General features: G+C 66.8%; 16 protein-coding genes. 4 read left to right on the top strand and 12 right to left on the bottom strand.

Annotated elements, in window-relative coordinates:
• Positions 1-137: 137 nt before the first annotated feature.
• On the bottom strand, positions 138-611 hold the full coding sequence (locus JNJ68_RS10910) for a hypothetical protein (RefSeq protein ID WP_294982347.1): 474 nt from the start codon (positions 609-611) through the stop codon (positions 138-140).
• 86 nt (positions 612-697) lie between these two features.
• Here JNJ68_RS10910 and moaA point away from each other — a divergent pair, with 86 nt between their 5' ends.
• Positions 698-1,699 carry a GTP 3',8-cyclase MoaA gene (gene moaA, locus JNJ68_RS10905; RefSeq protein WP_294982346.1) on the top strand — a complete coding sequence of 334 codons (1,002 nt, stop codon included), beginning with the start codon at positions 698-700 and terminating at the stop codon, positions 1,697-1,699.
• A gap of 50 nt (positions 1,700-1,749) precedes the next feature.
• On the opposite strand, the gene JNJ68_RS10900 is transcribed toward moaA, so the two are convergent.
• On the bottom strand, positions 1,750-1,908 hold the full coding sequence (locus JNJ68_RS10900) for a hemin uptake protein HemP (RefSeq protein ID WP_294982344.1): 159 nt from the start codon (positions 1,906-1,908) through the stop codon (positions 1,750-1,752).
• Positions 1,905-2,027, bottom strand: coding sequence for a hypothetical protein (locus JNJ68_RS10895; RefSeq protein WP_294982342.1), 123 nt, complete (start codon positions 2,025-2,027; stop codon positions 1,905-1,907). Before JNJ68_RS10895 ends, JNJ68_RS10900 begins: the two co-directional genes overlap by 4 nt.
• A gap of 154 nt (positions 2,028-2,181) precedes the next feature.
• Between JNJ68_RS10895 and JNJ68_RS10890 the strand changes: the two genes are divergently transcribed.
• Both JNJ68_RS10890 and JNJ68_RS10885 read left to right on the top strand, forming a co-directional pair.
• A complete protein-coding gene (locus JNJ68_RS10890; protein ID WP_294982340.1) occupies positions 2,182-3,207 on the top strand; it encodes a phosphotransferase in 1,026 nt (341 codons plus the stop codon).
• Positions 3,204-4,517 carry an aminotransferase class III-fold pyridoxal phosphate-dependent enzyme gene (locus tag JNJ68_RS10885; RefSeq protein WP_294982338.1) on the top strand — a complete coding sequence of 438 codons (1,314 nt, stop codon included), beginning with the start codon at positions 3,204-3,206 and terminating at the stop codon, positions 4,515-4,517. The genes JNJ68_RS10890 and JNJ68_RS10885 overlap by 4 nt, the downstream gene beginning before the upstream one ends.
• A gap of 282 nt (positions 4,518-4,799) precedes the next feature.
• Here JNJ68_RS10885 and phoB read toward each other — a convergent pair whose 3' ends face one another.
• The 5 genes from phoB to JNJ68_RS10860 form a co-directional block, all read right to left on the bottom strand.
• Positions 4,800-5,492: a phosphate regulon transcriptional regulator PhoB gene (phoB, locus tag JNJ68_RS10880; protein ID WP_294982336.1), complete on the bottom strand. Its 693-nt coding sequence runs from the start codon at positions 5,490-5,492 to the stop codon at positions 4,800-4,802.
• 2 nt (positions 5,493-5,494) lie between these two features.
• Positions 5,495-6,196 (bottom strand): phosphate signaling complex protein PhoU, encoded by a 702-nt coding sequence (gene phoU, locus JNJ68_RS10875; RefSeq protein ID WP_294982334.1) that lies wholly within the window; start codon positions 6,194-6,196, stop codon positions 5,495-5,497.
• A gap of 10 nt (positions 6,197-6,206) precedes the next feature.
• Positions 6,207-7,004, bottom strand: a complete 798-nt coding sequence (gene pstB / locus JNJ68_RS10870; protein ID WP_294982332.1) for a phosphate ABC transporter ATP-binding protein PstB — start codon at positions 7,002-7,004, stop codon at positions 6,207-6,209.
• Between the two features lie 97 nt (positions 7,005-7,101).
• A complete protein-coding gene (rbsK, locus tag JNJ68_RS10865) occupies positions 7,102-8,022 on the bottom strand; it encodes a ribokinase (protein ID WP_294982330.1) in 921 nt (306 codons plus the stop codon).
• Between the two features lie 2 nt (positions 8,023-8,024).
• Positions 8,025-8,477, bottom strand: a complete 453-nt coding sequence (locus JNJ68_RS10860; protein ID WP_294982328.1) for an RbsD/FucU family protein — start codon at positions 8,475-8,477, stop codon at positions 8,025-8,027.
• Positions 8,478-8,610: 133 nt separating this feature from the next.
• Between JNJ68_RS10860 and JNJ68_RS10855 the strand changes: the two genes are divergently transcribed.
• Positions 8,611-9,414: an alpha/beta hydrolase fold domain-containing protein gene (locus JNJ68_RS10855; protein ID WP_294982326.1), complete on the top strand. Its 804-nt coding sequence runs from the start codon at positions 8,611-8,613 to the stop codon at positions 9,412-9,414.
• A 168-nt stretch (positions 9,415-9,582) separates the two neighbouring features.
• Here JNJ68_RS10855 and JNJ68_RS10850 read toward each other — a convergent pair whose 3' ends face one another.
• The 4 genes from JNJ68_RS10850 to JNJ68_RS10835 all read right to left on the bottom strand — a co-directional run bounded on the left by JNJ68_RS10850 (position 9,583) and on the right by JNJ68_RS10835 (position 13,808).
• The gene (locus tag JNJ68_RS10850) at positions 9,583-10,449 is read right to left on the bottom strand and encodes an ABC transporter permease subunit (RefSeq protein WP_294982324.1); all 867 of its coding nucleotides are present in this window, start codon (positions 10,447-10,449) and stop codon (positions 9,583-9,585) included.
• Positions 10,446-11,381 carry an ABC transporter permease gene (locus JNJ68_RS10845; RefSeq protein WP_294982322.1) on the bottom strand — a complete coding sequence of 312 codons (936 nt, stop codon included), beginning with the start codon at positions 11,379-11,381 and terminating at the stop codon, positions 10,446-10,448. The genes JNJ68_RS10850 and JNJ68_RS10845 overlap by 4 nt, the downstream gene beginning before the upstream one ends.
• Before the next feature lie 4 nt (positions 11,382-11,385).
• Entirely contained in the window at positions 11,386-12,468 is a 1,083-nt protein-coding gene (locus JNJ68_RS10840; RefSeq protein WP_294982320.1) for an ABC transporter ATP-binding protein, read from the bottom strand.
• A gap of 212 nt (positions 12,469-12,680) precedes the next feature.
• Positions 12,681-13,808, bottom strand: a complete 1,128-nt coding sequence (locus tag JNJ68_RS10835) for an extracellular solute-binding protein (protein WP_294982318.1) — start codon at positions 13,806-13,808, stop codon at positions 12,681-12,683.
• Positions 13,809-14,151: the final 343 nt, after the last annotated feature.

The following is a 14,151-nucleotide window of genomic DNA, read 5'->3' as shown; positions in this document are numbered from 1 at the left end:
CCTTTCATACTGGCAGAAATATCCTGGGGGTTTGGGGGTGAAACCCCCATCCGCCGAGGAGGAGGGCGCAAGCCCCGACGACGAGACAAAAGCCTCGCGCGTCAGCGCTCAATTCGAGAACCGCCCGTCGCCGGCTGTCACGGCCCGTAGACCGTCATCTCCGGCAGCTCCGTCAAGGGCAACCCCAAAGCCTGGAACGCCGCCAGCGACAGAAGCGCCCCGCCCGTTCCCGGTCGCAATTCGACGGCCAGGCTCTTGCCCGCCGCCGTCACGATCCGCCCCTGCGCCTTCTCCTTCACCAGCGCGGACGACAGCCAGATCCCCTGCTCCGCCGGCGGACCCAGCGCCACGACCACGCGGCCGAGTTCGCGCTCGCCCCCCGCCGCCGGGGCCGCCAGCGCCGCCGCCTTCTCCTCGGCGGTGGTCTTGTCCAGCACCTCCGCGCTCACCGCGCCGGTCCCCAGCACGGCGGTCGACACCGCAGGCGCGAACTCCGTCGCCGGTTGCGGCTCGACCGGCCCGGTCGCGGCGGTCGGTCCCCCGGCCTTCTGGAACAGGGCACAGCCCGACAGGGCCAGGGCGACAAGCGACAGGAGCACGAACTGTTTCATGCGCCGCAGCCTAGCCTGCCGCCCCCCGCCCCGCAATCGTCGCATCCAGTCTTGTGCAGCCCCCCGCTGAGGCCTACCTTTCGGCCATGGCCCCGCTCATCGACCCCTTCGCCCGCGCCATCAGCTACCTGCGCGTCTCGGTCACCGACCGTTGCGATTTCCGCTGCACCTACTGCATGTCGGAACACATGACCTTCCTGCCCAAGGCCGACCTCCTCTCGCTGGAAGAACTTGACCGCCTCTCCTCCGCCTTCATCCAGTTGGGTGTCTCGAAACTCCGCATCACCGGGGGCGAGCCGCTGGTCCGCAAGGGCATCCTCACCTATTTCGAGGCGATGAGCCGCCACCTCGAAACCGGTGCGCTCAAGGAACTCACCCTCACCACCAACGGCAGCCAGCTCGCGCGCTTCGCGCAGCCCCTCGCCGACCTCGGCGTTAAACGCGTCAACGTCTCGCTCGACACGCTCGACCCCGCGAAATTCGCCGAAGTCACCCGCTGGGGCCGCCTGCCGCAGGTGCTGGAAGGCATCGCCGCCGCCGGATCCGCAGGCCTCAAGGTCAAGATCAACGCCGTCGCCCTGAAAGGCTTCAACGAGGACGAGCTTTTCCCCCTCCTCGACTGGTGCGCGCGGGAAGGCCACGACCTCACCTTCATCGAGGTCATGCCGATGGGCGAGGACATGACCGCCACCCGCCTCGACCAGTACTGGCCGCTGAAGGATCTGCGCGCCCGCCTGGCGGAACGGCTCACCCTCACCGACCTGGCCGAACGCACCGGCGGCCCCGCCCGCTATGTCCGCGTCGAGGAAACCGGCCAGAAGATCGGCTTCATCACGCCGCTCACCCACAATTTCTGCGAAAGCTGCAACCGCGTGCGGCTGACCTGCACCGGCCAGCTCTACATGTGCCTCGGGCAGGAGGACATGGCCGACCTCCGCGCGCCCCTTCGCGCCAGCCCCGACGACGCCGTGGTCGAACAGGCGATCCGCGCCGCCATCGCGCGCAAACCCAAGGGCCACGACTTCGACTACAGCCGCCAGCAGGTCGCGGGCCAGATCACCCGCCACATGAGCCATACCGGCGGCTGAGGACTCAAATTCCTTAAGTAAGGAATTTGCCCCGGCCCGAACGCCACGCCCTATTTCGTCAGGATCAGCTTGCCCGCCCGGGTGATCCGCAGGGCGTAGATCTGCCCGTCCAGCACGATCCGCGCCAGGCTGCCGCCCTCGGTCAGCGCGCGGGCATCATGCACCGGGGTCGCATCCGCCGTGAGCCAGGGTTCGACATAGGCGTTCATTTCGACGCCTCCAGCCGTGCGATCAACGCTTTCAGCGCCGCGCCGGGCATCATTCCGGTCACGGCGATCAGCAACAGGTCCAAAAAATCGGCACGCGGGGCAGCATCACGGTCGGGCATGGTGAACTCCACCTGTTTGAAGGACACCGGGCGTGCCCGATCCGGGCTGGCTGGGTTTCTGATTATATCCCTACTAAAACAGTCAACCATGTCAAGCCTACATTCCGCTGGCCCCCGCCGCATGAGTCGCTATCCTGCCCCCCGGACCAGAGCCATGACCCAGGACCCCGCAGGAAGCCTCCTCTCCCTCCCCCCGCCCCGCCTCGCCACGCAGGCGCTGGAAAGGCTTGCGGAAACCCATTGGAGCCTCACGGGCACACTTCACCCGCTCACCTCGGAACGCGACCAGAACCACCGACTAGACGCTGCTACCGGTCCGTTCACCCTGAAGCTCGCCAACCCTGCCGAGCCCGCCGCCCTGACTGCATTCCAGACCGAGGCCCTCCAGCATGCCGCGGTCGCGGCGCCCGATCTCCCCATCCCCCGCGTGATTCCCGCAATGGATGGTCGCAGCATCATCGCCACCCCGGACGGCGCCCTGCGTCTTCTCACCTGGCTTCCCGGCACGCCCCTCGCCCACCTGCCCCGCACTCCGGACCTCGCCCGCTCCATCGGCACCGCGCTCGGCCGCCTCGACGCCGCGTTTGCCAGCTTCCACCACCCGGCGTCACGGCATCACCTCCTCTGGGACATCCAGAACGCGACGGACCTCATCCCGCTTACCCCCGCGCTCGTCCCCGACCTCAAGCCCCGCATCACCGCCGTCCTCGCCCGCTTCGCCAGCCACATCGCCCCGGCCCTCGAAACCCTGCCGCGCCAGGTGATCCACGGCGATTTCAACCCGCACAACCTCCTCGCCGATCCTGCCGAGCCGAACCGCCTCACCGGCATCCTCGATTTTGGCGACATGACACTCTCGCACCGCATCTGCGATCTCGCCGTCGCCGCTTCCTACCTGATCGACCCCGCCGATCCGACGGCGCTGCTGCTTCCCCTGACCCAAGCCTACAGCCATGCCAACCCATTGACAAAGAAAGAGATTCTTATCCTCCCCGACCTGATCACCACCCGCCTCGTCACCACGCTGACGATCACCGCCTGGCGCGCCGCCCGCTACCCGGAGAACGCGCCCTATATCCTGCGAAACGCGGCGACCTCGCGCGCAGGCCTCGATGCGCTGACCGACCCCGCCACACTTGGCCCTGCGCTCCTCCATGCCTGCGAAAGGCTCACGACATGACCCGCCAGACCGCGATGCTGAATGCCTATACCCCCGGCGCAGGCCACCTTTCTGCCGAGGATGAAGCCCTCGCCAACCGCCGCGCCCAGGCCCTCGGCCCCGCCTACCGGCTCTTCTATGAAACTCCGGTGCATCTGGTCCGCGGCCAGGGCGTCCATCTCCACGCACCCGACGGCACCGCCTACCTCGACTGCTACAACAACGTCGCCTCGGTCGGACATTGCCATCCCCGCGTGGTGCAGGCGATGGCGAACCAGGCCGCGACGCTCGCCACCCATACCCGCTACCTGCACGAGACGATCCTGACCTATGCCGAGCGTCTTCTCGCGCTTTTCCCGCCCGACCTCTCCCACGTCATGTTCACCTGCACGGGGAGCGAGGCGAACGACCTCGCGCTCCGCATCGCCCGCGCTGCGACCGACGGCACCGGGATCGTCGTCACCGACAACGCCTATCACGGCGTCACGCTCGCCACCGCCGAGATGTCGATGTCGATCGGCCCCGCCGTCGCCCCCGGGCCCGCGGTCTTCCCGATCCCCGCGCCCTCCGCCGCGAACTACCCGCAGGGCATCGCCGAAGGCTTCGCCGAGGCCGTGACCAACGCCTGCGACCGGATGGCCGCGCAGGGCATCAGGCCCGCCCTCCTGATCGTCGACACGATCTTCTCCTCCGATGGCGTCTACGCCGACCCCGCCGGTTTCCTCGCCCCCGCCGCCGCCGCGATCCGCAAGGCGGGGGGTCTCTTCCTCGCCGACGAGGTGCAGCCCGGCTTCGGCCGCACCGGCAGCCAGTTCTGGGGCTTCAAGCGCCACGACCTGATCCCCGACATGGTCTCGATGGGCAAGCCGATGGGCAATGGCTACCCGCTCGCGGGCCTTGCCCTGCAACCGCAGGTCATCGCCGACTTCGGCGCAAAAGCACGCTATTTCAATACCTTCGGCGGCAATGCCGTTGCCGCCGCCGTCGGCCTTGCCGTGCTCGACGTGATCCGCGACGAAGCCCTGCAACAGAACGCCGCCACGGTCGGCACGGCGCTGGCTGACGGCCTCCGCACCTTGGCCCGACGCCACGAGGCCCTTGGCGAAACCCGCGCCGCCGGTCTCTTCATCGGCCAGACCATCCAGACCGATGGCCAGCCCGACCCCGCCCGCACCGCCCGCCTGGTGAACGCGCTCCGCGACAACCGTATCCTGATCAGCTCCACCGGCCGGCAGGGCGACAGCCTGAAGATCCGCCCGCCGCTTCCCTTCAGCCTTGCAAACGTGGATCAGGTCCTCACCACCCTCGACCGCCTGCTGCCGACGATCTAGACCCGCCCTTCACCTTTGCCCAAAGATCCCCGTCGGAGGCACGCGTCCTCCAGGAATCCGTGTTTTCATACCGGTGCAAATATCCTGGGGGTTTGGGGGTGAAACCCCCATCAGCCGAGGAGGAGGGCGAAGTCCCGACGACGAGAGGAAAGCCTTGCGCGTCAGCGCTCCTTTCGAAAACCGCCCCAACCCGCACCACCGTCCGCAGGTTAAGAAATGGCTAACGCAAACCGGGAACTCATTGAGTTTAAATATAATACCGAATTTGTCCACCGTGGACACCTATCCCAGAGAATACCCCGCCCCCCGCACCGTCCGCACCGGGTCCGCCCCCCCGAACTGCATCAGGCTCTTCCGCAGCCGCCCCACATGCACGTCCACCGTCCTTGTATCGACATAGATGTCCCGCCCCCAGACCAGGTCCAAGAGCTGCTCGCGTGAAAACACCCGCCCCGGCCGCTCCATCAGCGTGACCAAGAGCTTGAACTCGGTCGGCCCCAGCTTCAGCACCTTGTCCGCCCGGTAAACCCGGTGGCTCTCGGGATCCAGCCGGATATCCTCGTGCTCCAGCACCACCCCCGCGGTCGAGGGCCGGACCCGCCGAAGCTGCGCCCTGGCGCGGGCCATCAGCTCCAGCACCGAATAGGGCTTCACCACATAGTCGTCGGCACCCGTCTCCAGCCCCCGCACCCGGTCCACCTCCTCGGCCCGCGCCGAGAGCATGATGATCGGAATGCCCCGCGTCTCGGGCCGCATCTTCAACCGCCGGCAGACCTCGATGCCGCTGACTTTCGGCATCATCCAGTCCAGGATGATGATGTCGGGCTCCTCCTCGTCGACCAGCACCATCGCGTCCTCGCCGTTGTCGGCCTGGGTCACGGCGAAGCCCTCGGCTTCCAGGTTGTAAGCCAGCACCGTCCGCTGCGCGGGCTCGTCCTCGACCAGCAGAACCCGCGGCTGCCCGCCCTTGCCCATGCTCAGTCCCTCGTTCCGGTGCTATCGACCTTGGGCCGGTCATCCCCCGGCATCTCGCCGGTCACGAGATAGATCACCTGCTCGGCGACCGAGGTGGCGTGGTCGCCCACCCGCTCGATGTTCTTGGCGATGAAATGCAGGTGCATGCAGGGTCCGATGGTGCGGGGATCCTCCATCATGTGGGTCAGGAACTCGCGGAAGATCGAGTTGTACATCTGGTCCACGTCGCGGTCGCGGGTTCGCACATCCTCGGCCAGCTTCACGTCGCGGCGGATATAGGCGTCCAGCGCGTCGGTCAGCATCTGCACCACCGCCTTCGCCAGCCGCCGGATCGCGCCCGAGGCGCCCGGAACCGGTGTCATCTGCGCCAGCACCGCCGTCCGTTTTGCCAGGTTCTTCGCATAATCCCCCGACCGCTCCAGCGCGGCGGCGATCTTCATCACGGTCAGCACCGTCCGCAGGTCGCCCGCCGTGGGGCCGCGCAGCGCCAGAAGCTGGGCGCATTGCGTGTTGATCTGCTCTTCCAGCGCGTCGATGGCCTGGTCCCCGGTCCGGACCCGCGCGGCGAGGTCCTCGTCCCGCCGGTCCAGTGCCTCGGCGGCATCCAGAAGCGCGGCTTCGACCAGCCCGCCCATCCGCATCACCCGGGCCTGCGCGGCTTCGAGGTCACGATCAAAGGCAGAAACGATATGCGCGGTGCTCATGGTCTGCTCCTTATCCGATGCGCCCGGTGATATAGGCCTCGGTCCTCGGGTCGGTCGGATTGGTGAATATCTGGGAGGTGTCGCCGTATTCGACCAGGTTCCCCAGATGGAAGAACGCGGTCTTCTGGCTGACGCGCGCCGCCTGCTGCATGGAATGCGTGACGATCACCACCGAGAACTGGCTGCGCAATTCGTCGATCAGCTCTTCGACCTGGGCCGTGGCAATCGGGTCCAGCGCCGAGCATGGCTCGTCCATCAGAAGAACCTCCGGCGAGGTCGCCACTGCCCGCGCGATGCAGAGCCGCTGCTGCTGCCCTCCGGAAAGCCCGGTGCCCGGCGCATCCAGCCGGTCCTTGACCTCGTTCCAGAGCGCGGCCTTCCTCAGCGAGGCTTCTACCACCGCATCCAGCTCGGCCTTGTTGCGGGTCAGCCCGTGAATCTTCGGCCCGTAGGCCACATTGTCGTAGATAGACTTCGGAAACGGGTTCGGTTTCTGGAACACCATCCCGACCTTGGCGCGCAACTGCACCGGATCGACGCGGGGGTCGTAGATGTCTTCCCCGTCCAGCAGGATCGTCCCCGAGACGCGGGCCGAGGCGACAGTGTCGTTCATCCGGTTCAGGCAGCGCAGGAAGGTCGACTTGCCGCAGCCGGAGGGCCCGATGAAAGCCGTCACCGTCCGGTCGAGGATATCGACGGTCACATCCTTCAGCGCGTGGTTCGTGCCATAGTGGACCTGAACCTCGCGGGCCGCGATCTTGGTGCTTTCGACCGCGATCTCGCGTTCAACCGTCCGCATGTCGTCCATCCGTCTTCCTCACGAGCTGCCGCGCCCAGACGATCTAGGCCGGTTTCGTGACGCATATGCGACGGATATGTAACAGGTGAATGACGCCGGCCCAAGATCAGGGGCGCGCCAGCAGCGTGTCGATCTCGGCCCGCGACGGCATGGCGGCAGCCGCTCCGGCGCGGGTCACGGAAATCCCCGCCGTGGCCGCGCCGAAGCGCACCGCCTCGATCACGTCGCGGCCTTCGGACAGCGCCACCGCGAAGCCGCCGTTGAAGGCATCGCCCGCGCCCGTGGTCTCCACCACCGTCCCGGCGCTGATCACCGGCACATGCACCGACCGGGTCCGGTCGCGATAGAGCGCCCCGTTCGCGCCCAGCGTCACGATCACCGCCCCGACGCCCCGCGCCATCAGCGCATCGGCGGCCTTCTCCGCCTCGGCCAGGGTCGTCACCGGCAGGCCGGTCAGCGTCTCGGCCTCGGTCTCGTTCGGGGTGATGTAGTCGCACAAAGCCAGCATCGCATCGTCCAGCGCCGCCGCCGGGGCCGGGTTCAGGATCGTTGTGACCCGCGCCGCCCGCGCGATTTCCAGCCCCCGCCGGGCCGCCGGGATCGGCTGTTCCAGCTGGGTGACGAAGACCGCCGCACTGCGGATGAGGACAGCATTGGCGTCAAGATCCTCCGGCGCGATCCGCCCCCCGGCGCCCGAGGCGACGATGATCGCGTTGTTGCCGGTGGCCGCCTCCAGGAAGATGAAGGCGGCGCCGGTGTGGCTTTCGGCGTCCACTGTCACTTCGGGGATGACTCCGGCCGCTTCCCAGACTTGCCGGGCCACCTTGGCGAAATCGTCGGCGCCGAGGCGGGTGATGAAATGCGTCCGTCCCCCTGCCTTGGCCGCCGCGACGGCCTGGTTCGAGCCCTTGCCCCCCGGCCCCAGCGCGAAATGCTGGCCGAGGATCGTCTCGCCGATCTTCGGCAGCCGGTCGGCGCGGTAGGAGGTGTCGGCGTTGAAGATGCCGAGGATCACGACGGGTTTCATGCTCAGGCCTCCGGAGGGATCACGCCCTTGCGCAGCATGAAACAGCCGTAGAAGCGCCGCTCCCCGGTCTGGATCACCGCGAAGGACTGGCGGGCCATGTCGTAGAAGGCGAAGCGTTCGATGCCGGGCAAGGGCCGGAAGCGGCCCTCGGCGCGGTCGATTTCGGCCTGGACCTCGACCTGCACCGGCGGCACCTCCTCGGGGTGGCCGACCACCTCCATCCGGCCCGCGAAATCCTCGACGAAAGTGTCCAGCGGCAGGACGGAAAGGATCGCGTTCATCGCCTCGGCGGCGGTCAGGTTCTCCATCCGCAGGAGCCTGCCGGTTACGGTCGCGCGGGCCACGGATTCCGCCGGGAAGTTGGTGTCCACGACGACCAAGCAGTCGCCATGGCCCATGGCGCGGAGCGTGCCCAGCACCTCGGCGTTCAGCCGGTTGTCGATCCCCTTCAGCACCTCGGCGCTCCTCTTGTCGCTTTGGTCAAGGATATGCCCGGCTTGCCCGGTTTAGGCAAGGAACGCGCGAGACCTCTTGCAGCGCCCTGGGGGTACGTCGCACTCTCCCTGCGACCCAGACCGGAGTTTCCCCTTGACCCCTACCCCGCCCTACCGCTGGCCCGATCCCGACCGCGACTACGCCAACGGTGATTTCATCGCCGGGGCCGCCGATTATCCGGCCCGCTGGGCCGCCAAGGCCACCGACTTTCGCAGTGCGTCGGGGAAGCGCGCGGACCTTGATCTCGCCTACGGACCGTCGCCGCGCGAGAAGCTGGACCTCTTCCTGCCTGCAGGCACGCCCAAGGGGGCGGTCGTCTTCGTCCACGGCGGTTACTGGCACCTCTTTTCCAAGGCGCACTGGTCGCATCTGGCCGCGGGGCCGTTGGCGCAGGGCTATGCGGTGGCGATGCCGAGCTATACGCTCGCCCCCGCCGCGCGGCTGGCCGAGATCACCGCCGAGATCGCGCGGGCCTGCTGGTTCGTCGGCACCCGCGTCGCGGGGCCGATGGTGGTGACGGGGCATTCCGCCGGGGGGCACCTCGCGGCGCGGATGGGGAATGCCGACCTGGCGGTGCCGGTGACGCGGGTGGTGCCGATTTCTCCGCTTTCGGAACTGGGGCCGCTGATCGAGACCGGGATGAATGCGACCCTGAGGATCGACGAAGGCGAGGCATCGGCGGAGAGCCCGGCGCGACACGCCTTGCGGGACGGGGTGACGGCGCATGTCTGGGTGGGGGCGGAGGAGCGGCCGGCCTTCCTGTGGCAGGCGCGGGTCCTGTCCGAGGAATGGGGCTGCCCCTGGACGGCCGATCCGGGGCACCACCATTTCAGCGTGATCGAGGGGCTCGCCGACCCCGGATCCGCCCTGTGCGAGGTGCTGCTGAAGGGGCTTTGAGCCGGGCTTGTCCACGGTAGACATTTCCGGATTTTCCTTCCGGCCCAATGGCTTGCCCGTGGACGTTAGGTGTTTGTTAAGCCTCCCTGCACCGCTCGTCGTTGGACTTCGTCACTCCTCGCCGACGCGCCGCGAGAAGAAGCCGAAGGCGCACGACGAGCGGCCCCGTCAGAGCAGCATCGCCTCTTCCGCCCGCCGCGCTTCGGCCTCGCGGACGGCCTCGATCCGGGCGCGGCGACGGCGGTTGACTTCGTAGACCAGCGCCAGGGCCAGGGTCAGCAGGATCAAGAGGAAGGCCAGCGCGTTGATCTTGGGCGTGATCCCGGACCGGACCTGGCTGAAGACATAGACCGTCAGCGTCGTCTCGTTCGCCTTGGTGAAGAGGGTGACGTTGAAGTTCTCCATCGACTGGAAGAAGGCGATGGCGGCCGAGGCGGCGATGGCGGGGTAGAGATGCGGCAGGAGGATGCGCCGCAGGACCTGACCATGGTTCGCGCCCAGGTCCAGAGCCGCCTCTTCCAGGCCGGGATCGAAGCTTTGCAGCCGCGCCAGCACCAGCAGCATCACATAGGCCGAGATGTAGCTGACCTGGCCCAGGGTCGACAGATGCAGCCCGCGACCAAACAGGAAGAAGTCATCCGCCCCGACCGATCGGCCCAGCTGGTTCCAGAACAGCACGGTCGAGATGCCGATCACCAGACCCGGCGCCAGCACGGGCGCGACCATGAAGCCGTAGAGCGTGGCGCGGACCTTGCCCGAGATCGAGTTCAGCAGTATCGCCGCCGCCGTCCCGATCGGCACCGCAAGCGCGACGACGGCCAGCGCGACGAGGATCGAGTTGAGGAAGGCGCCCCACATGGTCTGGTCTGCCCAAAGCTCGCGGAACCAGGTCCAGGTGAAGCCCTTCCACGGCGCGATGGTGGGCAGCTTGCTGTCGTTGAACGCAGCGCCAGCCATCACGGCAAGGGGCACGAGCAGATAGAGGATGAACAGCGCGAAGTAGAGCTGCCCGAGGATGGCGCGGTTCCGGCTCATTTGGCGATGTCCGACAGTTTGACCTTGAAGACCCGCATCATCACGATGACGAAGAGGATGCAGACCAGAAGGAAGATCATCGAATAGGCCGCCCCGGTGTTCCAGTCGAGCGCGTCGTTGAACCAGGTGTAGATCGTCTGCGGGAACCAGTTGGCCTTGGTCGAGCCGACGACGGTGGGCACGAGCAGCGACCCTGCGGACAGCATGAAGACCATGACGCAGCCCGAGGCGATGCCCGGTTTCGCGTGCGGGATCACCACCCGCCAATGCGTCCGCCACCAGGGCGAGCCGAGGTCCTCTGCCGCCTCGATCTGGTTGGTGTCGAGCGAGGTGATCGCGGTGTAGATCGGGAACAGCATGAACAGGACGTAGCAATAGGTCAGCACGATCACGATGGCGTCGTAGGAGGTGACGACCCCGTTCTGCCAGCGTACCCCCTGGTCGATGATCCCCAATGCCTTCAGAAGCGCGTTCAGCGGCCCGTTGAAGGTCAGGATGATGTACCAGGCGAAGGCGCGAAGCGCCTCGGAAACCCACATCGGGATGAAGAGGAGGAGAAGCAGTGTCGGGATCGACCGGGGGTTCGCAACCTTGGCCAGGAAATAGGCGAGCGGATAGGCCAGGATCAGCGTCATCAGCGTCACGAGGGCCGAGAAGAACACCGTATCGACGAATGTGCTGATGTGGATCGGGATGGTGATCGGGATACCGAACCACGACGTCTCGACCGGGTTGGCCAGGATCTTCTCGTAGTTCCCCATCGTGAAGACATCCTTCGGCCCGCCGATGTCGACCACCGGCAGATAGGGCCGGAAGCTTTGCTCGAACATCGCGAAGTTCGGCAGGATCACCAGCACGAGGATCCAGAAGGCGACCAGCAGGCAGAAGACCGCAGTCAGCCCGGTTCCGTAGCGGCGGATCAGGTCCTCCATCGGCCTACCCCCTCACGTTTGCGTCGGGCAACAGCAGGGCCCGCGCCGCGTCGAAGGTGGCGAAGACTTTCTCGCCTACCGCCGGAGCCTGCGTGACCCCGTCGTTCTTGACTTCGGCCTGGATGCGCTTGCCCCCGGAGGCCAGGCCATGGACCGAGATGAAGGCGCCCTCGAAGGCCACTTCGGTCACTTCCATCTCGACCGAGTTTTCGGCTGCGGCGGTCTTCGACAGCTTCGTATGTTCCGGCCGGACGTAAAGCTTCAGCGCCTTGCCCTGCGCATCCGGGAGGATGCGGGCCCGGAAGTTGCCGTGCGGACCGCTGAGGGAGGCCATGCCGTCGGCGACCGGGCTGATATCGCCCTCGAAGATGTTGTTTTCGCCCACGAAAGAGGCGACGAAACCGTTGACCGGATTGTCATAGATGTCGCGCGGGGCGGCGATCTGCTGGATGCGGCCCTGGGACATGACGCCCACCCGGTCGGACATGGCCAGCGCCTCGCCCTGGTCGTGTGTGATGTAGATGAAGGTCACGCCGGTGCGCTTCTGGATGGCGCGCAGCTCGGCCCGCATGTGCTGGCGGAGCTTGAGGTCAAGGGCCGAGAGCGGTTCGTCCAGAAGCATGACCGAAGGCTCCACCGCCAGGGCGCGGGCGATGGCGACGCGCTGCTTCTGGCCGCCGGAAAGCTGGCTGACCATCTTGTCAGCGGCCCCCGGCAGGTCGACCAGTTTCAAGAGATCCTCGGCCTTCTTCCGTCGCGTGGCCTTGTCGACGCCACGAACCTCCAGCCCGAAGGAGATGTTCTCCCAGATCGGCATCAGCGGAAACAGCGCGAGGTTCTGGAAGATGAGCGCGGTGGGCCGCTGGTTCGGGCGACTTCCCCGCATGTCCTTGCCGCCAATCTTTATTGCGCCCTGCGTCGGCTCGATGAAGCCCGAGACCATGCGCAGGATCGTGGTCTTGCCGCAGCCCGAGGGCCCGAGGAACGAGAAGAACTCGCCCGGCTTTATCGAGACATTGGCATTGTCCACGGCCCGGAAGGTGCCGAAGTCGCAGCAGACATTTTCCAGATCAATTCCCGCGCTCATGGTCGGCGTGGTCCCCCTGACAGTCAGTCTTCTTATTTCAGGCTTGCGGTCTTTTTGTTGCAGGCTAGCAGGCAGCCCCGGCCGATCAATGGGTATCGCCAGATTCGGCGCGACATTCGGTCCAGGCCGCCGTTGCCTTGCCCAAAAAAAGGCACGCCGAGCCCAAACAAGCCCGGCGTCCCCGCTTCAGTTGTGCACTGGGGCGGCCCTGATCAGGCGGCCTTGTACTTGTCGGCGTATTCCGCGCGCTTGGCGAGGAAGTCGGCCGACTGGTCGGGCCACCACCACAGCTTCGACAGCGCGTCTTCGTTGAAAGTGCCGTTGTAATAGGCCGAGACATCCGGGTTCAGCAGTTCGGACGCGCCCTTGCCCACCGGGTTGGACGAGAAGGCCGAGGCCCAGCCCGCCGCCCCTTCCGGCGTCGAGATGTATTTGGCGAACTCATGCGCCTGCTCGACGTTGGCGGCGTTCTTCATCAGGACGAAGCCCTGGTGCCAGGCGAAGGCGCCTTCCGCCGGGGCGACATAGGCATAGCCATCATTGCGCAGGTTGTAGCCGGTGGAATCCCAGCACAGGCCGACGGTCGCGCCGTTGGCGGTGAAGCCGGCGTTCGCCTCGTTCTCGCCCGACCACCACTGCACGATGTTGCCCTTGGCCTTGATCGCCTCGGCCAGCGCGATGTCCCACAGCTCGGTCATCGCGGCCATGTCGCTGTAGCCGTCCATCCACGGGCGCGGCAGCTTGCCGGTGGCGTCGAGCCAGCGGCCCATCGCGGCGAGCGCCGAGTGCGGGCGGACGGTGGCGGGGTTCTCCGGGTTGAAGAGATCGCCCAGCGAGGGGGGTGAGGAGAGCTTGGCGTTGGCGGTGTTCACCACCAGCGATTCCGTGCCCCAGTTCGACGGGACATACTTCAGCACGCCGCCGGGACGCGAACGTTCCCCCGCGGCGCCATCGGCGAGGCCGGGCAGGTAGTTGTCCATCGCCAGTTTCGATTCGTCCCAAGCCCCCAGGAGCCCGTTCGAATCCCAGGCGCCGACGCGGTCGATCGTCGGCTCGATCACGTCGATGCCGCCGGCTTCCAGCGCGACCTTGGCGTCGGCATACATGGTGTCCTGGTCGGGCAGTTCCTTGAAGTTCACGGTGATGCCGGTCGCGGCGGTGAAGGCGGGGAACACCTTCTCGGCCAGAGCGGGATAGCCGGCCCAGCCGGTGAAGTTGACCTCGCCCGACGAGGCCAAGGCCTTGGACGAGATGATCGCCGGAGCGGCGAGAGCGCCGAGGCCGGCGGCGGACCCTTGCAGGAACCGGCGGCGGCTGAAGGCGGAGGCGGTGTGTTTCACGGTAGTCTCCCTGGTTTATTGGATGCGGGGCGCGAGCCGTCCCGTTTGTTATCATTCGTGCAGACGCAGGCCGGTCTGACTGGCAGTTCCCACAGAACGGGACCGTGTCGATCGACGGGCGCGCGCCCGGTGACGGGAGATTACTCCCGCAGACCATGATCCTGTCAACGACGCAATGCGGGCGCACAACCAAGGGTGCGCGCGGCGACGCGTCGGCGGCGCAGAATCGCGCATCGGGACCGGAACGACCGCCGAGAATGTCCGAACGACAGGAGAATCAGGCGGATCCCGCGATGTTCGAATCCGCGCGGAAATCACCGGAAGGTCCGGACCTTTTTTCGTT

It is taken from the genome of Tabrizicola sp., from assembly GCF_016793705.1.
Taxonomy (GTDB): Bacteria; Pseudomonadota; Alphaproteobacteria; order Rhodobacterales; family Rhodobacteraceae; genus Tabrizicola.
The sequence above is the reverse complement of the archived record's forward strand: the minus strand, read 5'-3'. Positions and strand labels throughout refer to the sequence as shown.

Coding starts and splice junctions, on each gene's coding strand:
- moaA (WP_294982346.1), top strand. CDS start 698: ATGGCCCCGCTCATCGACCCCTTCGCCCGCGCCATCAGCTACCTGCGC.
- rbsK (WP_294982330.1), bottom strand. CDS start 8,022: ATGAAACCCGTCGTGATCCTCGGCATCTTCAACGCCGACACCTCCTAC.
- JNJ68_RS10850 (WP_294982324.1), bottom strand. CDS start 10,449: ATGAGCCGGAACCGCGCCATCCTCGGGCAGCTCTACTTCGCGCTGTTC.
- JNJ68_RS10840 (WP_294982320.1), bottom strand. CDS start 12,468: ATGAGCGCGGGAATTGATCTGGAAAATGTCTGCTGCGACTTCGGCACC.
- JNJ68_RS10900 (WP_294982344.1), bottom strand. CDS start 1,908: ATGAACGCCTATGTCGAACCCTGGCTCACGGCGGATGCGACCCCGGTG.
- JNJ68_RS10890 (WP_294982340.1), top strand. CDS start 2,182: ATGACCCAGGACCCCGCAGGAAGCCTCCTCTCCCTCCCCCCGCCCCGC.
- JNJ68_RS10885 (WP_294982338.1), top strand. CDS start 3,204: ATGACCCGCCAGACCGCGATGCTGAATGCCTATACCCCCGGCGCAGGC.
- pstB (WP_294982332.1), bottom strand. CDS start 7,004: ATGGACGACATGCGGACGGTTGAACGCGAGATCGCGGTCGAAAGCACC.
- phoB (WP_294982336.1), bottom strand. CDS start 5,492: ATGGGCAAGGGCGGGCAGCCGCGGGTTCTGCTGGTCGAGGACGAGCCC.
- phoU (WP_294982334.1), bottom strand. CDS start 6,196: ATGAGCACCGCGCATATCGTTTCTGCCTTTGATCGTGACCTCGAAGCC.
- JNJ68_RS10845 (WP_294982322.1), bottom strand. CDS start 11,381: ATGGAGGACCTGATCCGCCGCTACGGAACCGGGCTGACTGCGGTCTTC.
- JNJ68_RS10895 (WP_294982342.1), bottom strand. CDS start 2,027: ATGCCCGACCGTGATGCTGCCCCGCGTGCCGATTTTTTGGACCTGTTG.
- JNJ68_RS10910 (WP_294982347.1), bottom strand. CDS start 611: ATGAAACAGTTCGTGCTCCTGTCGCTTGTCGCCCTGGCCCTGTCGGGC.